The organism is Allomuricauda sp. d1, assembly GCF_039592695.1.
Taxonomy (GTDB): Bacteria; Bacteroidota; Bacteroidia; order Flavobacteriales; family Flavobacteriaceae; genus Flagellimonas_A.
The window spans coordinates 68,379-86,814 of the sequence record NZ_JBBUTK010000004.1; the positions used below are offsets into that span (position 1 = coordinate 68,379).

At 43.8% G+C, this 18,436-nt stretch carries 16 protein-coding genes; 8 read left to right on the forward strand and 8 right to left on the reverse strand.

What is annotated here, in order from left to right:
- Nucleotides 1-15 precede the first annotated feature (15 nt).
- The 8 genes from AAAH86_RS14850 to AAAH86_RS14885 all read left to right on the forward strand — a co-directional run bounded on the left by AAAH86_RS14850 (nt 16) and on the right by AAAH86_RS14885 (nt 10,949).
- Entirely contained in the window at nt 16-2,265 is a 2,250-nt protein-coding gene (locus tag AAAH86_RS14850) for a transglycosylase domain-containing protein (RefSeq protein WP_343488458.1), read from the forward strand.
- Between the two features lie 65 nt (nt 2,266-2,330).
- Complete coding sequence (locus AAAH86_RS14855; RefSeq protein ID WP_343488459.1) at nt 2,331-3,191, forward strand: SPFH domain-containing protein; 861 nt, start codon at nt 2,331-2,333, stop codon at nt 3,189-3,191.
- A 169-nt stretch (nt 3,192-3,360) separates the two neighbouring features.
- Nucleotides 3,361-3,537, forward strand: coding sequence for an Arc family DNA binding domain-containing protein (locus AAAH86_RS14860; RefSeq protein WP_343488460.1), 177 nt, complete (start codon nt 3,361-3,363; stop codon nt 3,535-3,537).
- A gap of 60 nt (nt 3,538-3,597) precedes the next feature.
- The gene (locus AAAH86_RS14865; protein WP_343488462.1) at nt 3,598-5,802 is read left to right on the forward strand and encodes a DUF5916 domain-containing protein; all 2,205 of its coding nucleotides are present in this window, start codon (nt 3,598-3,600) and stop codon (nt 5,800-5,802) included.
- A 95-nt stretch (nt 5,803-5,897) separates the two neighbouring features.
- Entirely contained in the window at nt 5,898-8,096 is a 2,199-nt protein-coding gene (locus tag AAAH86_RS14870) for a DUF5916 domain-containing protein (protein ID WP_343488463.1), read from the forward strand.
- A 142-nt stretch (nt 8,097-8,238) separates the two neighbouring features.
- Nucleotides 8,239-9,504, forward strand: a complete 1,266-nt coding sequence (locus AAAH86_RS14875; protein WP_343488464.1) for a DUF819 family protein — start codon at nt 8,239-8,241, stop codon at nt 9,502-9,504.
- Between the two features lie 62 nt (nt 9,505-9,566).
- Nucleotides 9,567-10,172 carry a hypothetical protein gene (locus tag AAAH86_RS14880; protein ID WP_343488465.1) on the forward strand — a complete coding sequence of 202 codons (606 nt, stop codon included), beginning with the start codon at nt 9,567-9,569 and terminating at the stop codon, nt 10,170-10,172.
- Nucleotides 10,173-10,247: 75 nt separating this feature from the next.
- Nucleotides 10,248-10,949 (forward strand): DUF4369 domain-containing protein, encoded by a 702-nt coding sequence (locus AAAH86_RS14885; RefSeq protein WP_343488466.1) that lies wholly within the window; start codon nt 10,248-10,250, stop codon nt 10,947-10,949.
- A gap of 3 nt (nt 10,950-10,952) precedes the next feature.
- On the opposite strand, the gene AAAH86_RS14890 is transcribed toward AAAH86_RS14885, so the two are convergent.
- The 8 genes from AAAH86_RS14890 to AAAH86_RS14925 all read right to left on the reverse strand — a co-directional run.
- Entirely contained in the window at nt 10,953-11,222 is a 270-nt protein-coding gene (locus AAAH86_RS14890; protein WP_343488467.1) for a hypothetical protein, read from the reverse strand.
- Between the two features lie 26 nt (nt 11,223-11,248).
- Nucleotides 11,249-12,211 (reverse strand): type I phosphomannose isomerase catalytic subunit, encoded by a 963-nt coding sequence (locus AAAH86_RS14895; protein ID WP_343488475.1) that lies wholly within the window; start codon nt 12,209-12,211, stop codon nt 11,249-11,251.
- 14 nt (nt 12,212-12,225) lie between these two features.
- Nucleotides 12,226-12,633 (reverse strand): 6-carboxytetrahydropterin synthase, encoded by a 408-nt coding sequence (locus tag AAAH86_RS14900; RefSeq protein WP_343488468.1) that lies wholly within the window; start codon nt 12,631-12,633, stop codon nt 12,226-12,228.
- Complete coding sequence (idi, locus tag AAAH86_RS14905) at nt 12,630-13,163, reverse strand: isopentenyl-diphosphate Delta-isomerase (RefSeq protein WP_343488469.1); 534 nt, start codon at nt 13,161-13,163, stop codon at nt 12,630-12,632. Before idi ends, AAAH86_RS14900 begins: the two co-directional genes overlap by 4 nt.
- A gap of 70 nt (nt 13,164-13,233) precedes the next feature.
- Entirely contained in the window at nt 13,234-14,187 is a 954-nt protein-coding gene (locus AAAH86_RS14910) for a type IX secretion system membrane protein PorP/SprF (RefSeq protein WP_343488470.1), read from the reverse strand.
- A 6-nt stretch (nt 14,188-14,193) separates the two neighbouring features.
- Complete coding sequence (locus AAAH86_RS14915; RefSeq protein ID WP_343488476.1) at nt 14,194-16,173, reverse strand: gliding motility-associated C-terminal domain-containing protein; 1,980 nt, start codon at nt 16,171-16,173, stop codon at nt 14,194-14,196.
- A gap of 77 nt (nt 16,174-16,250) precedes the next feature.
- Nucleotides 16,251-16,913, reverse strand: coding sequence for a hypothetical protein (locus AAAH86_RS14920; RefSeq protein ID WP_343488471.1), 663 nt, complete (start codon nt 16,911-16,913; stop codon nt 16,251-16,253).
- Between the two features lie 22 nt (nt 16,914-16,935).
- Nucleotides 16,936-18,436 (reverse strand): hypothetical protein (locus AAAH86_RS14925; protein WP_343488473.1); only part of this gene is annotated, 1,501 nt, incomplete at its 5' end.

Below are 18,436 nucleotides of genomic sequence, written 5' to 3' on the forward strand. Positions count from 1 at the left end.
TTGCAATCTTGCACCGTGGCAAAAAAGAAGGCAACCCCAAAGAAAAAAATCGTTAACCGTTATAAAATCGCGGCTTTGGCACTACTGGTGCCCATGGCAGCTGTGCTGATTTTTATAGGCTTGGTGTATAGTGGGATTTGGGGTAAACTACCCAATACTGAAGAACTATCCGATATTCAACATCAGAGGGCTTCTGAAGTATATTCTGCAGATAGCGTGTTGATTGGAAAATACTTTCTGAACGACCGCCAACCCATTGCGTATGAACAATTTCCGCAACATTTGCTCGATGCCCTTTTGGCTATTGAAGATGAGCGCTTTTACGACCACAACGGCACAGATGTAAAGAGTCTTGTTCGGGTCGGATTTAAAAGTTTGCTTTTGGGTGATGCTTCCTCAGGCGGCGGAAGTACATTGACCCAACAGCTTGCCAAAAACCTGTATCCCAGAAAAGACCGAAAATCGTCGAACATCGCGGTGAACAAGGTGCAAGAGATGATTATTGCCCGTCGGCTAGAAAGAATCTATTCTAAAAAAGACATTTTGCACCTTTACCTCAACACAGTTTCGTTCGGTGACAATACCTTCGGAATTGAATCCGCCTCACGAAAATTCTTCAACAAGCCCACGGAAGCCCTGAAGATTGAAGAAGCTGCGGTGCTTGTTGGCATGCTCAAAGCCACTTATGGATACAATCCCCGTGTTTTTCCAGAAAACAGTCTAAAGCGACGAAATTTGGTACTGGCCAATATGGTTCGGAATGATTTTGTTGCTGAGGAAGAAAAAGACAGTCTACAGCAGCTTCCCTTAAAGTTGGATTATCGTGATTACGATTACAGCCATGGCCTTGCCCCCTATTTTCGGGAAGCCGTCAGAAAACAACTGCTCGATTGGGCAAAAGATTCTGGGGTGAACATCTATACTGCCGGACTTAAAATCTACACTACCCTTGATTACCGTATGCAGCAATTGGCTGAAGAGGCGATGTTGCAGCACATGGCCAAACTGCAGGCTGATTTCGAAAAAGGCTATGGCAAAAACGCCCCTTGGCGCAGCGACAGCCCCACGGTTAGAAAAGCCGCCAAACAGTTGCACGACTACCAAAAACTAAAAGAGGCGGGATTATCGGAAAAACAGATTTGGGACAGTCTGGGCACCCAAAAACTGATGAAACTACCCTTTTATGATGGAGAGCAAGAGGTTCAGGCCAGCGTATTGGACAGTCTTAATCATTTTATGAAGTTTTTGAATGTGGGCTCTTTGGGCATCGACCCACACTCTGGAGCCGTCAAAAGTTGGATCGGCGGCATCAACTTTGATTACTTCAAATACGACCATATCTCACAAAGCGAGCGACAAGTGGGCTCTACCTTCAAACCCATTGTATATACCGCTGCGCTCGAAAGCGGCATTGAACCCTGTGATTATTTCTCCACACGTGAGGTGGAATATGAAAACCTTAAAGGCTGGTCGCCTGGCAATGCTGGTGATGAAGATGATGAAGCCTACATGAACTACTCAATGGAAAAGGCATTGAGCGAATCGATCAATACCGTTACCGTCAAGATTTTGGAAAAAACTGGAATGGAGCAAGTTTTGGAACAGGCCCAAAAGATGGGCATCGAGAAAACATTGCCTAACGAGCCCTCCATAGCTTTGGGTACAGGTGAAATCAAGATTACTGAAATGGCGGGTGCCTACGCGAGCTTTGTGAACCAAGGCAGGCCTGTCAAGCCCTATTTGGTGCAAATGGTCACGAGTGAAACCGATTCAGTTTTATATGAACATAAAGACAAAAAAGAAGTTCCGCCAGCGATGGGCGAAGATACCCGAATGTTGATACTCGAAATGATGAAAGCCACCATCAACTCAGGAACAGCGGCCAGGATTCGTTCCACATACGGACTCAAAAACGATATGGCGGGCAAAACGGGCACCACACAAAAAAACAAAGATGCTTGGTTCGCAGCCATTACACCCAACTATGTCAATGTGACCTGGGTGGGCCACGATAATCACGAAATTGGTTTTACCTCAACGGCATTGGGCCAAGGTGCCAATGCCGCACTGCCGGTTTTTGCGAAACTGTACCAAAAAATGAACCGTGAAAAGCAGTTTGATGACATCACCAAGGCCAGGTTTACACCTATACCAGAATCCATTATGGAAAGATTGGACTGCGAACCCACAAAACGTGATGGCTTTTTTAAACGCCTGTTTACCAATCCCAATAAAAAGAAAAAACGGAAATTTCGTGGGGGATGACAGGAATTGAAAATTATTTGATATATTTATGATATCATTTTAATATCAATTTAAATTTTGCTGCCATGTCCGAAGAAAAAACCATAAGTCCCATCAATGGGTATTTCATGCTCTTTATTTTTATCATCCTATTTTTTGGCGGTATCGCCATGGTTTTGAACACAGGCTCCCCATGGTACGGTATTGCCGTTTTTCTGGGTTTTGTTCTTGCGTTTGGCCTGGTGCTAGTCAATCCGAACAGTTCTCGTGTATTGCTGCTGTTCGGTAAGTACGTGGGCACCATCAAAAAAAATGGCTTGTTTTGGGTGAATCCGTTGTACTCAAAAAAGAAAATTTCGCTACGGGCGAGTAATTTTGATAGCGAACGATTGAAAGTGAATGACAAACTGGGCAACCCGGTGATGATCAGCACCATTTTGGTCTGGCGGGTCACAGATACCTACAAGGCTGCTTTTGATGTGGATGATTATAAAAATTTCGTTCGTGTACAAACGGATGCTGCAGTCAGAAAACTGGCCAGCATGTACCCTTATGATAATTTTGCTGATGAAGATTTGGAAGAGGACATAACCCTGCGTTCCAGTGTGAATGAAGTAAGTGATAATTTGGAGAAAGAAGTACAGGAACGTTTGGCCATGGCGGGCATTGAGGTGCTGGAAGCCCGAATCGGCTACCTTGCCTATGCCAACGAGATTGCCAGTGCCATGCTCAAGAGACAGCAAGCGACTGCCATTGTAGCGGCCCGGCACAAAATTGTGGAGGGTGCCGTAAGCATGGTCGAAATGGCCTTGGCCGAACTCAATGAAAAAGATATTGTGGATTTGGATGAAGAGCGCAAGGCTGCCATGGTAAGCAACCTCATGGTCGTGCTCTGCTCCGATAAAGATGCCGCGCCCATCGTCAATACCGGAACCTTGAACCATTGATATGAAAGAGTATAAAGTAGTCAGTTGGAAAATGGGCCTTAGCCAGAACAGCCAACGGTTGGAAGACACCTTAAACAAATACGCAAAACCAAGGTTGGATGCTAAAAGAAGTAGCTGAAAATCCGGCCCGAATCATTTTTGAAAGGGATAAAAACCGATAACATTCTTAATGGCTAAAAAGAAAGCTTTTGCACTCAGGGTCAATGAAGACATGCTAAAGGCCATTGAAAAATGGGCTGCCGATGAGTTTCGCAGTACCAATGGCCAAATAGAATGGATGCTCATGAAAAGTTTGAAAGATGCCAAACGCGCACCTAATAAGAAGAAGGATGGCAATGAAACATGATTTGGGATTTTTTTAACGAACGAACGAGGTATCTTTAAGGCGACTAATCCAAACATGCCAATGAAAAGAAATTACGCTGTATTTCTTCTTCCCTTACTTTTTTCCATTTTTTGTTCAAATGCCCAAACACAACAGAAATCCTTTGTTGTCAAGTACATTGATGAACCTATCACTCTAGATGGAACACTAGATGAAAGTGTTTGGCAAAGGGCAGAAAGCGCCAGCGAATTTCATCAATACTTTCCTACTGATTCCGTTCTTGCTAAGCAACAGAGCGATATTAAAATGCTTTACGATGAAACCACTTTATATGTGGGAATTACCGTTTATGCCGCCGGAAATGACTTTGTCGTTCCTTCCCTTCAACGTGATTTTAGGGCCGGTGGCAGTGATAATATCACCCTAATGTTTGATACCTTCAATGACGGAACAAACGCCTTCTTATTTGGTACAAATCCCTATGGGGTGAGGCGTGAAGCATTGGTTTCCAATGGCGGAACGACCCTCAGTGGTTTTACCACTTCATGGGATGTAAAGTGGCGCGGCGAAACCAAAATGTATGACAAATATTATGTATCGGAGTGGGCAATTCCCCTCACTTCCTTTAAATTCAAACAAGGGGAGACCAAATGGCGGTTCAACAGCTACCGATTTGATGTACAATCCAATGAAAGCAGTACCTGGATGCAAATACCCCAAAACCAATTTATCTTCAATCTGGCCTTCATGGGCGACATGGTCTTTGAAAAACCCTTGGGGAAATCACGAACCCCTTTTACACTTGTGCCTTATGTCAATGGTATTTCGCTCCGCGATTTTGAAAACAATACTTCTGAAAATACGGTAAAAGTTGGAGGGGATGCCAAAGTTGCCATTGGTAACGGAATGAATCTGGACATTACGGTCAATCCAGATTTTTCCAATGTTGAAGTCGACAATCTTATCATCAATACGACACGATTTGCAATCGCATTACCAGAACGAAGACAGTTTTTCATTGACAACGTGGATCTATTTGGCACCTTTGGCAATGAACGTGATGCCAATCCGTTCTTTTCCAGAAGAATCGGAATTGCCGAAAACGCCGATGGTGAAACGATTGAAAATCCAATAATAGCGGGCTTTCGCTTGAGTGGAAAGCTCAATGAAGATTGGCGTTTGGGAGTGTTGAACATACAGACTGAAGCAGATGAGGAAAATGAAATACCCAGCAACAACAATACGGTCGTCGCCCTCCAAAAAAAGATGTTCTCAAGATCGAACCTCAGTTTTCTGTTCATCAATAGGCAAACCTTTGGTGATTATGAGTTTCTTGACCCAACAGACCGATACAACCGCGTGGTTGGAATGGATTATAACTTGGCCTCTGCTGACAATACTTGGGTAGGCAAGTTTTTTTACCACAAGTCCTTTGCCTCGCAAATTGGGAATGCTGACGATGCGGCAGGGGCAAACTTAGAATACCTGACCAAAAATCTCAACCTCGGGTTCAGAAGCAGCTATGTCGGTAACGATTATCGCTCGGACCTGGGCTTTATCCGAAGAAAAGATATCATTGCCTTAAGACCTTATGCAGAATACAATTTCTGGCCTGAAAAGAGCAAGTTGATTCGGCACGGCTTTCGTTTTAGCCCTAATGCCATTTTTAGACCCACTTTGGACTATCAAAACACCGACTACACCATTTTCTATTCTTGGGATGCACAATTTCAAGGACAGGAAGAAATAGGTGTTCGGGTGTTTGATAGATATACCTTTTTGGTCGACCCCTTTGACCCAACAAGTACCGATGGAGCCATTGAGTTGCCTGGAAATCTTGGGTATCATTACCTATCTGGGGAGATTGGGTTTGAATCCGATAGGAGAAAAGTATTCTCATACGCCATGGAGGTGGGTTATGGGGAATTCTACAACGGAACCCGAAGTACTTTTGAGGGTGATGCCGCCCTACGTCTACAGCCAAAGGTTTTGCTTTCCTTGAATCTAAGATATAACGGGATTGATTTACCTGAGCCCTTCCCCAGCGCAGATATATGGCTGGTAAGCCCAAGGGTAGAAATCACCTTCAACAAATCCGTTTTTTGGACCACCTTGGTTCAGTACGGCAACCAAAGTGATAATTTGGGCATCAACTCTAGGCTGCAATGGCGCTTTGCACCACTTTCGGATCTGTTCATTGTTTACAACGACAATTATTTCGTTAACAATTTTATGCCCCGAAATCGGTCCATTAACTTAAAACTGACCTACTGGTTGAACATTTAGCTATTTTTATGTGGTGTTGGAATAAGATTAACTTCTTTGCATTTTTTTAACACCACAACGTTTTAAATTAGCGACCGCTAACTTAAAACCAAACCATGGCCAAGTTTTACGTTGCCATACCCTTATTGTTCCTTTTTTTCTTTGCCCATTCACAAAATAGTTCAAAGTCTTTTACGGTCAAGTACATCAATGAGACTATTATACCCGATGGAATACTCGATGAATCCATTTGGGATACAGCAGACAGTGCAAAAAACTATCATCAATATTTTCCATCGGATTCGGTCATGGCCATAAAACCGACCGAAATCAAGATGCTTTACAATGACAAGACCCTTTTTATTGGCATCAGGGCAGAAGCGGATGGCCCCAATTACAATACACGTTCCTTACAACGTGACTTTCGGGGGCCTGGAATTGACCAGATTACTCTCGTATTTGATACGTTCAATGACGGCAATACCGCTTTTTTGTTCGGTATCAACCCTTTTGGGGTACGCCGTGAAGGGCTTATTGCCAATGGCGGTCTTGATGGGCGTGATTTTACCACTTCGTGGGATGTAAAATGGCGTGGCGATGCAAAAATATACGATGATTATTTTACCGCCGAAATGGCCATCCCTCTCACTTCCTTAAAATTCAAGGAAGGTGAGGTCAAGTTTCGGTTCAATAGCTATCGATTAGACATGCAGACCAATGAGCGAACCACTTGGGTAGCCATTCCCCAGAACCAGCCCATTTTTAGTTTGGCCTTTATGGGCGATATGGTTTTTGAAAAGGGATTGGGAAAATCGAGAACTCCCTTGGCCCTTATTCCCTATATCAACGGAATTGCCGCCCGTGATTATGAATCGGACCAAGACCTCAGCAATTTCAAAGTGGGAGCCGATGCCAAGGTTTCCGTTGGCAATAGTTTGAATTTGGATTTGACCGTTAATCCAGATTTCTCCACGGTAGAGGTGGATAATTTTATTACCAACCTTACCCGATTTGAGGTGGCGCTTCCAGAACGACGCCAATTTTTTGTCGACAATAATGACCTATTTGGAAACTTCGGCGGGGGGCGTGATGCTAATCCGTTTTTCTCAAGAAGAATAGGCATTGCAAGGGATACCGCAGACAATACCATTGAAAACCGCATCATTGGGGGGCTTCGGCTCAGCGGGAAGTTAAATCGTAATCTCCGCTTGGGCTTCCTCAATATTCAGACGGAGGAGGATGCCGCCAACGAAATCCCCTCTAACAATAACATGATGCTCGCTTTGCAGCAAAAAATGTTCTCACGTTCCAATTTAGGGTTTTTCTTTATCAATCGGCAGGCCATTGGCGCATCCGATTTTCTACCTGAAGATGAAGAATACAACCGTGTTGTGGGACTCGATTATATTTTGGCCTCAGCGGATAACAGCTGGACGGGGAAGTTCTACGCCCATAAATCATTCCAACCAAACGATTCAGAAGGCAATTACTCTCTTGGATTCAACCTTGGCAAAAACACCCGGAACTTTTCGGCCATTGTTGACGTCGTGTCAATTGATGAGGAATTCAATTCTGATTTAGGGTTTATCAGAAGAAAGGATATTTTCAAAGTCGCGAATATTCTTGAAGGAAGGTATTGGCCGAAAAAAGGGAAAGTCAATCGCTATCAACTGCAACTGTTCAATGTGGTCACTTGGCGTCAAAATCTCGATTTTCTCTATTCCGATTACGACTTCAACTTGGAAGGAACCGCAGAATTCAAAACCTTGGAAAGCCTTCAAGCCCGTTTTCAAAAACGTTTTGTTTTCTTGACCGATGAGTTTGAACCCACTGGAAAAGATGGGGCAGTTCCCCTTCCTGCCAATACAGGGTATCATTTCAATGGAGTGGAGCTGGAGTTCCAGTCCGATCAACGCAAACTCTTTTCCTTTGGCATTCAACCCAGCTATGGCGAATTCTTTAACGGAGAACGCTGGTCGGTTGAAGGTCAGATGAACATGCGATTTCAACCTAAAGTAGAATTAGGCCTAAATGTGCAGTATGATCATATAGAGCTTCCAGAGCCCTTTTCAACCACGGATATTTGGCTGGTAAGCCCAAGGGCCACCATTACCTTCAGTAAGTCGGTCTTTTGGTCAACTTTGGTACAATACAGCAATCAAAGGGACAATTTAGGCGTCAATTCCAGATTGCAATGGCGTTTTGCCCCCTTGTCCGATTTGTTTTTGGTGTACAATGACAATTATTTTGTCAATACCTTCATGCCCCGTAGCCGATCTATCAATTTAAAGTTGACGTATTGGTTGAATATTTGAAAAAATTCAAAATTCCAGTAGCCATCGGAACCAAATTTCAAAAACAAAAAGTTTCTTAATTTGAGACAGTAAACCATTACAAACCTTGAACTCTGAACTCTGAACTCTGAACTCTGAACTCTGAACTCTGAACTCATAAAAAATGAACCAACTTCCACTGACCGATGATACGGTCATCTTTGGCCTACTCGCCCTTTGCTTAGGTTTCGTTTTCTACACTTCTTCCCTAAAAACCGGGTTTTGGAAAAAATTCTATTCCATAGTCCCCACGGTATTGATGTGCTATTTATTGCCATCGGTATTTACCAGTACGGGTTTGGTAGATGAAGAAAGTTCTAATTTGTATTACGTAGCAAGTCGTTATCTTCTGCCAGCGGCTTTGATTCTAATGACCTTGAGTATTGATTTGAAGGCCATTGCGAATTTGGGTTCAAAAGCATTGATCATGTTTTTAACCGGTACGGCAGGTATCATTATTGGTGGTCCCATTGCTATTTTGATTGTATCCATTTTCTCACCCGATACAGTAGGCGGAGCAGATTTTGATGCCGTATGGCGCGGATTGGCAACTATTGCAGGCAGTTGGATCGGTGGGGGTGCCAACCAAGCGGCGATGTTGGAAGTCTTTAAATACAATCCTGAGAATTTTGGAAATATGGTCTTGGTCGATGTGGTGATGGCCAATGTTTGGATGGCCGTACTTTTATTGGGAATTGGGCGGAGCAACAAAATCGATACTTGGTTGAAGGCTGACAATTCGTCCATTGAAGCCTTGAAACAAAAAGTGACGGAATATACAGAGCGAATCTCAAGAATTACCACCTTAAAAGATTTGATTATGCTCCTGTTCTTTGCCTTTTTGGGGGTCAGCATCGCCCATTTTTTCGGATACCACTTCTCTGAATTTCTAAAGGATAATTTCGAAGTAATACGGAACAAAGAAAAAGCCTTGTCATCTTTAGGCTCAAAATTCCTGTGGATGGTAGTCGTTGCAACGCTTGTTGGCGTCGGGCTTTCTTTTACCAAAGCTAAAAATTATGAAGGTGCGGGTGCCAGTAAGATTGGTGGCATGTTCATTTATATTTTGGTGGCGACCATCGGAATGAAAATGGATTTAAGCAAGATTTTTGACAATCCTGGATTATTGGCGGTCGGATTCATTTGGATCGCCATCCACGCTGGATTGTTGATTTTAGTGGCTAAAATCATAAAAGCCCCCTACTTTTTCTTGGCCGTGGGCAGTCAGGCCAATGTTGGTGGTGCCGCTTCGGCACCTGTGGTAGCGGCAGAATTTCACCCCTCATTGACTTCCGTGGGCATCTTGTTGGCTGTTTTTGGATATGTGGTGGGCACTGCAGGAGCCTACATCTGTGCTTTGTTGATGGAGGTGGCCTCCACCATTCAATAACCCAAAAGCTTGAAATAAACAGAAATCTATACCGTTCATATAACTGAACCAACCCAAGTTCGATGAAAACAAAATCCTTTTTTGCTGTTCTCTCCCTTGTTTTATGTTCTGTCTCTTGCATTGATTTCAGCAACAACGTCAAAAAAGACAAGCTTACAGATGATGACTTTATTGCCGTGGTCACCAATGAAGAATATGAGGTAAAACTGCCAAAATACATGAAAGAGGCCACGGGCCTGAATGATGAGGCCTCGCTTCAGTACCAAAATGTTTTTAAAGAGACCTATTTTGTGGTCATCGACGAATACACCGATGATTTTGTTTCTGTTTTCAAAGACCTCGGTGAATACGATGAGTCAATTTCCGTAGTAAAAAACTATAAAAACATTCAGCTTCAATACTTTCAAGAAAGTTTAACAGCGTATGATTTTTTGGAAGAAAAATCGCTTGAAATCAATGGTCTAGATTCAGAAATGACGTATTTCGATGGCAAAATTGAGGGGGTTATTTATCCCATCAATTATTGTTTGGCCTTTATTGAGGGTGATGAAAAAGTCTACATGCTCATGGCATGGACATTGAAAGACAGAAAAGATAAGTACCGAGAAACTTTCGACAAAATCGTAAAATCCTTCAGGTTAGTCGATAATCAAACTGCTTCCAAATAAAATTGAAGTTATTTTTCTCAGCGTTTTGTAGTTGACTTGCACTTTTATGATATTTGCTGGTTTCAACACAAAACCATGATTAGAGTTATCTACCTGTGCTTCTTTTTGTTTTTAATAGTTTCTTGTAAGAAATCATCTGAAAATCTCATGGTGGTTTCGGGCAATGTCGAAGGGCTCAAAAAAGGGACACTGTTCTTTCAAAAAGTGCGAGATTCTGCGTTGTTCAATATCGATTCGCTCGAAATCAAGGGTGACGGCAACTTCGCTTTCGAATACGAAATTGAAAGTCCTGAAATCTTCTATCTGTATCTACAAAAAGCAGACAACAACGATATCAATGACCGAATTACTTTTTTTGGTGAACCAGGGGAAGTCGCAGTAAATACATCATGGAATCGATTTGATGGTGATGCAGAAATCATGGGGTCAGCACTACATCAACAATTTGAAAATTGTAAAGACATGCTATCAAAATTCAATACGAAAGAATTGGAGCTGGCCCAACTACAGTTGCTTCCCGAGGTACAAAAAGATTCTATCGCAGCTGACTCTATCGGGCGATTGAATGGGCTCAATTTTATCCGTAAATACAAATATGTGCTCAATTTTGCGCTGAGCAACCCTGATTCGTATGTTACACCGTATTTGGCGTTGACCGAAGTTGCAGATGCCAATCCGAAGTATTTGGATTCTATAAACAATTCATTATCTGAGAGGGTGGCGAATTCAAAATATGGCAAGGCACTTGACGACTATGTCAAAACATTGAAAAAGTAACCTTTAGTCAAGTTTGTTCACTTTTTCAATCAACTTGTTGGCCTTTTCCTCCAATTCTTTTCGAATGGTCTTAAAATGTGCTTTTTTGTTTTCGATTTCTTTTTGATTGACCTTGTTCATCAAATCATCAAAAACATCGATTGCCTCGTCTATAATCACTGAACCTTCTTCAGAGCCCTTTTTGTTGGAAACCGCCTCAGAAATATAAACGGCCTCAATGATATCGCCCAGAACATAGTTGATATCCTTCTTTAAATCACGTATGCTTGACATAGTGGTATTTTTTTTCAAATGTAAGGTTAAATGGTCACCTGCAAAATTTTGCACCCATTGGTCAATATGCGCATGTTCTTACTTGATGCCGATAAGAGTATGGTTTCTCCTTTTTTGAACGATGCTGTGCCATTCTCGTTCGATACAGTTGACGCGCCTTCGACGCACATCAATACCGTGAAACTGTCCCTATCTGAAATATCAAGTTCAAAATCGTTTGTCAAGGGCAATACGTCGGTCTTAAAATAAAGGCAACTCACCATGTTGTTCACGGTATCTTCAACTTTTGTGTATGCGACCTTGAAATCATCTTTTTTCTCATAGTCTATCGCATCAAGGGCAAGTTCAGTATGAAGTTCACGTAGGTTTCCGTTTTTATCCTTTCGGTTAAAGTCAAAAACTCGGTAGGTTATGTCTGAGGTCTGCTGGATTTCCGCCAACAACACTCCAGCACCAATGGCGTGTATTTTTCCAGTATTGATAAAAAAGGTGTCCCCCTCTGCTACCTTTTCATAATTGAGAAGCTCAAGCAAGGTGTCGTTCTCTAAACTTTTCTGGTAGGTTGACCTATCGACGTTTTGGTTGAACCCAACAATCAACTCTGCTCCCGGGTCTGCATCCATGATGTACCACATCTCGGTTTTTCCAAAGGAATCGTGACGTTCTTTGGCCATTTTGTCATTGGGATGCAACTGAATGGACAAATCTTTTTTGGCATCAATGAATTTGATAAGTATGGGAAACTCCTTCCCGAAACGTTCATAAACGCTTTTGCCCAACAATTCAACCGGGTGCTTGTCAATCAATTTTTGTAAAGTCTTCCCCTTTAAAGAACCGTCAGAAACCACTGAAACATTGCCTTTCACCGCTGATAGTTCCCAACTTTCACCAGTGGTATCAGTTTTGCTGGGCTTATCAAAAAGTTCTTTGAGTTTTTCACCGCCCCACAATCGGTCTTTCATGATGGGGTCGAATTTCAATGGATACAGCTTCATAGTGGTATTTAACCTGAATACGTTACGAAGTTTCTAGGGGTCTCATAGAGTTTGATTTCCAAGTCTTTGGAGTCATCGATATGAGGTCTCAGCTTATTGAAAATGACAACCGCGATATTTTCTGCTGTCGGATTGAGGTTTTCAAATTCTGGCACATCAAGATTGAGATTTTTATGATCAAAGGCCTCTTCTATGTGTTTTTTAATGAGATCTTTTAGCTCTTTCATGTCCATCACAAACCCTGTTCTTTGATCAATTTCACCGGTCACACTGACAATCAAATCATAATTGTGCCCATGAAATTTCGGATTGTTGCACTTGCCGAAGACTTCCTGGTTTTTTTCAAAGTTCCAATCTGGGCGGTACAGCCTGTGGGCGGCATTGAAACTGGCTTTTCTACTGACCTTTACTTTCATGATGCCTTCGGATTTACCATCAAATGGTCATAAAATCGTTGAAAAATAATCTTGAACCAAGCCGTATACTTTTCAGGATGTTCGTCGATATCGCTTTTGATTTCTGAGGGAAGCATCCATTTCCAATCGGCCACTTCATCAGAATTGATATTTGGCTCATTGTTGTAGTACCCTATCATCACATGATCCAATTCATGTTCGGTCAGCCCATTATCGAAAGGTGCCTTATATATAAAACTGAACAGTTCTTTCAGTTCGGTCTCAAACCCCATTTCTTCCTTCAAACGCCTTTTGCCGGCTGCAATATTTGATTCCCCTTCCCGCTGGTGGCTACAGCAGGTGTTGGTCCATAACTTGGGGGAGTGATACTTATCCGCAGCCCGTTGTTGCAGCATGGTCTCGCCCTTGTCGTTCATCACAAAGACCGAAAAGGCCCTGTGCAAAGCAGCCTTTTCATGCGCTTCCAACTTTGGCATAAGCCCAATCTGATTGTCGTTCTCGTCTACAAGTATGACCCGTTCTTCATTCATACTGCAAAAATACGGATCTTTGACCCATCAATTCTTGCAAACAGAACAGAAAGTTTGTAATGAAAAGGGATTAGAAAAATCTTGGGGACTTCAGGTTGTCAAGCACCTTGATAAAGTCATAGCGTAGAATAATTTCGAATGACCCATCGTTGAACGAGGTCGCGCCCAAATCGGTGATTTCACGATCGTAGGCAAGCCCAATCAAGAATTCATCGGAAATCTGAAATCCTGCCATACCACTGAAAGCAGCATCCCACCGATAGGCAGCACCAAGAATGAACTTTTCGTTGAACATGAAGTTGGCAGAGACATCCAATTGCAGTGGTGCACCCTGTACCACTTTGGACAAGATTGCAGGTTTGAACTTCAAAAACGGATTGACATCCCAAACATAGCCCGTTATGAGATAAAAATTCATCTGTTCCTTGGCTGTTGATAATGAAGATTCTTCAAAGTGGGTCGTCTCCAAAATCCTTGGTACAGACAGCCCCGCATAAAAGTTTGGGGTATGGTAGTACACACCAGCACCAAAATTTGGCGAAAGCCTGTTATCAATATCTTGTTGCAAGGTCGGGTCAGGGCCTGTACCTGTATTTTGGTTCAACTCTGAAAAGCGTATATCGAGCAAATGTGCACTGGCCTTGAGACCAAAACTCAACCTGCCATCAATACCTGTGGGAATGGTATATGAGAAATCAGCATCAAAATAGGTCTCTGAAGTGGGGCCTATTTCATCGTTCACAAAAGAAATTCCAGCACCCACACCACGGTAGCCCAAAGGCGTATGCACGTTCAAGGTTTGTGTCACAGGGGCACCGTCCAATCCGACCCATTGCGCACGATAAAGCCCTGCGATGCTCATGTGACCGCGCGATCCGGCATAACCGGGGTTAACACTCACGGTATTGTACATATATTGTGTGTATTGGGCATCTTGTTGGCCATGCGAATCATGACAAAGACAGGCCAACAGTATGAACAGCGATATGAGAAATTTATATTTTGAAATTTGTTTTATGCCCATCTGCAATTATCTGTTGATATATATGTACCCGGATAGTTGTTTCATATCACCCTGTAAATCTTCATAATCTATAATATAGAAATACGTACCCACAGGCAACTTATTGTCTTGGTCAACCGTTACCCTACCCTCAGATGTTCCGTTGAACACATTCCCGGCCGTATTATAAGCTCTGGTAACAAAGACAAGAACACCCCACCTATTGTAGATTTTTACGGTGTTGTTGGGGTAATTTTCGATATTTCTGATGGTCAGAACATCATGTATGCCATCACCGTTGGGGGTAACCACATTGAACACTTCAATGTCGTCGTCATCCGTCATGCCTAAATCTGGATCTAGGTAATTTGGTATTCCATCATTGTCGGCATCATCATTGGCAAAATTGCCATCTAAATTTTCATCCTCATCCCTAGTCTCGATTCCATCATTGTCATCGTCAATATCACGATAATCAACATCATCTGCAGTATCCGTATTTGGTAAATCGTTGGCCGGATCATCAATTTCATCGTTGATATCGATATCAATCTGCATATCACCTTCATAGCCATCATCAAGACCGTCATTATCTTTATCAGAACCTGTATATACCACATCTGCCACACCATCTTGGTCAAAGTCATGGGCTTCGATGTTATCGGGCACACCATCGTCATCACTATCGGGATCAACATAATCTGGTATGCCATCTCCATCGGTATCCACTGGTATCAAACCGATATTTCCGCCATTTTCATAGGCATCATCCAAGCCATTGCCATTGAGGTCATCGTTGCTGGGAGGAATATAGCCTGATGTGGTCTGGGCTTCTACATTATCGGGAATGCCATCGTCATCACTATCAATATCCAAGTAATCGGGAATGCCATCCCCATCGGTATCCGTAGGATTTGTTGATGGGTCGTTATCGCCATCCAAATTCAAATCTTCAAAACTGTCAATGATACCATCATCGTCACTATCAATTTCAGACACCATGGGTGGATTTACAACAATGGTTACCGTTGCTGTACTGCAATTGCCCGAGTCATCACAAATGGTGTAGTCAAAGGTATCCGTACCCGTAAAACCGGCATCAGGGGTGTAGGTGACCGTATCATCAGAAGGGTCATTCGGGGTGCCGTTATCGTTAATGACGACGGTGCCGTTTGATGGGGATGTTGTGGTCAACGTGCCCAAATTAGGAAGGTCATTGTCGTTGCCCAAAATATCGATATCTATAGGAGTATCTTCTTCCGTAGCCACGGCATCATCAAATGCATCGACAATAGGAAGCACATCTACCGTTACTGTCGCCGTACTACAATCACCCGAAGAATTACATACCGTATAGGTAAACGTATCTGTACCATTAAAATCAGGGTCGGGAATATAGGTTACGATATCATCGGTAGGGTCATTGGCCGTGCCATTGTTATCAATAGTGACCGTACCATTTGGTGGATTGGATGTTGTCAACGTGCCCGTAGTCGGCAAATCTGAGTCATTGTCAAAAATGGGCACCACCACCGAATCATCTTCATTCACGGTCACAAAATCATCGACAAGTGTCGCAGCTTCTTCAAGACAGACCACAGTAAACTGAGGGAGTGCCTTGCTATTGCCCGCTTTGTTTATTGTAGCAATATATTCTGTCACCGTTTGGGTGGCCGTCACGATAGGCTGGGTTTGGTCACCGGGTAGTGATGGATTCCAACTCACTGTCGCCCCAGAAGGAACACTCGCAGAAATATCCAACGTCACCTCATTATCAGGCGCATTGCAATTGGTCAAGATAAAATATCCAGTAGCGTTAGAACCGCAGAGCGTACCGTCATAGGTGGCAAAATATACCCCAGGCTGGGTAGCCTCATAAAATGAGTTTGTACTCAACACAGTGCCTGTATCAGAAGCCTCGTACCATTGGTAATTTGTTCGGGTACCTTCGCTATCGGTAGTAGGAGCCTGCAACAAGAATTGTCCATGTAATGTGGAAACACTAATGAACAATGCAAGCAATAAAAGCTTGGATATGGTATTTGAGGTTCTTTCTTTCAAAGATTTGGTTTGTTTTGTTGTAATTACCTGACCACAAAAACTACATTGATCAATGAATTATAGTCTGCCGGTTGATCAAAAATTTCATACGAAAGCACCCCATTTGCATCAATTGACATGTTTTGAACAGCAGTGCCATTTCCGAACACATCCGGATCGGCATAAGTCACATAATAATAAAGTTCCGTTCTTCCATAAATTGGTATTCCCGGAGCTCCTGCACTGGCCACAAACGTATCGGTATATGGTGATGCGGTAGGTGCAAATTGATTGATATACTCTTGATACAGGTCAACACTCGATGTACCATTTGTCGATGCATCAATAGCTATGGATGGCGGATAAAAAATCCTACCCGAAGCCGATGTAATGGGCGTGATGGCTTGAACCACATCTTCAACTGTAGTCTCGTTTGCTGAATCGCCATCTGAATCGACAGCACTGACCAAGTTTACCTCTGAAGCATCTTGATCATCTGTAGCCCTTTGCCAGCCTGTACTGGTATAATAATAAATAGTGTCTTCATCTGTGTTGTAAAGACATCCACCTACTGCTGGACCCGTAATGGCATTCATCTCAGCTGTCGTGGCAGATGGAAGCCCCATCAGGGACCCTGAATCAATCTGTGCCGAGAGTGACACCGCAAACGCAATGAAGGCTGTTATCGCTAAAATTAGTTGTCTCATCTTTCCGATTATTTCTATTTCTTTAGTTTGGTATGGTTATTACTGTAAACATAAACTCTAAATCGATATCATCTTTTTGGGTGGTACCATTATCACTATCTCCGATATTCACACGGAAACCAGTAGTTGCCTGGTTGTAATACGTAATACCTGGATCATCATAATTCGCACTAGTGTTTCCTGGGCAATCACCACCACAATCCAATGTGGATAGTTGTATGATGTAATTGGCATTGGCCAATGCTGTGGTAAAAGTGACCTGATAGTCGCCTTCATTCACTCTAGTGACCGTTGCCCCAAAAATATTAGAGTTGGTGGCATCCACTCCAGGGGTTCCAACATATTCAATGGCTACTTTACCTGTTGAATAAATAGTAGGTACTGCCAATGCCGTAGCTATATCTTCAATCGCTTGTTGTACTGTTGTTTCATCATTACCATCACCATCAACATCAACCGCAGTATTTAAGTCCACTTCCGTGGCATCTTGGTCGTCTGCTGCAAATAGTCCATTATCAGTACCTATTGACAAATTATTATCTGTATCTGACGATATATTCACATCCAAGCCTACATCCTCCAACAAAGAATTTACTGGGGTACCCGTTAGGGTCACTGTACCATTCGGAGAGGTGATGTCGCCGTCGCCCGCCAAAGAGCTCACGTCAACCTCAAGGGCACCGGAGCCGTTCTGGATAAGGCCACTGCCAGCCACATCGGCATTGATGGTCGCCGCGTTCACCGCATCGGCAGCGATGTCGCTCGATTCGACCGCGCCAGCGGCTATCTTGTCCGTTGTTATCGCATCGTCCGCAACGTCCAAGGTCACGTCGTTGAAGGCCGCGTCCGTGCCGCCCGTGATGTCTATCGTACTGTCCGTCGAGGTGATGTCGCCGTCCCCCGCCAAAGAGCTCACGTCCACCTCAAGGGCACCGGAGCCGTTCTGGATAAGGCCACTGCCAGCCACGTCGGCGTTTATCGTCGCCGCGTTCACCGCGTCATCGGCTATCTCCAAGGTAACATCGTTGAAGGCCGCGTCCGTGCCGCCCGTCACCGTAAGGTCACTGGAGGTGATGTCGCCGTCGCCCGTAAGCGAGCTCACGTCAACCTCAAGGGCCCCCGAGCCGTTCTGGATAAGGCCACTGCCAGCCACATCGGCGTTTATCGTGGCGGCATTGACCGCGTCGGCAGCGATGTCGCTCGATTCCACCGCGCCTGCCGCTATCTTGTCCGTTGTTATCGCATCGTCCGCAACGTCCAACGTCACGTCGTTGAAGGCCGCATCGGTGCCCCCGGTGATGTCTATCGTACTGTCCGTCGAGGTGATGTCGCCGTCCCCCGCCAAAGAGCTCACGTCCACCTCAAGGGCACCGGAGCCGTTCTGGGTCAGGCCACTGCCAGCCACATCCGCGTTTATCGTCGCGGCATTGACCGCGTCGGCCGCGATGTCGCTCGATTCGACCGCGCCTGCCGCTATCTTGTCCGTTGTTATCGCATCGTCCGCAACGTCCAAGGTCACGTCG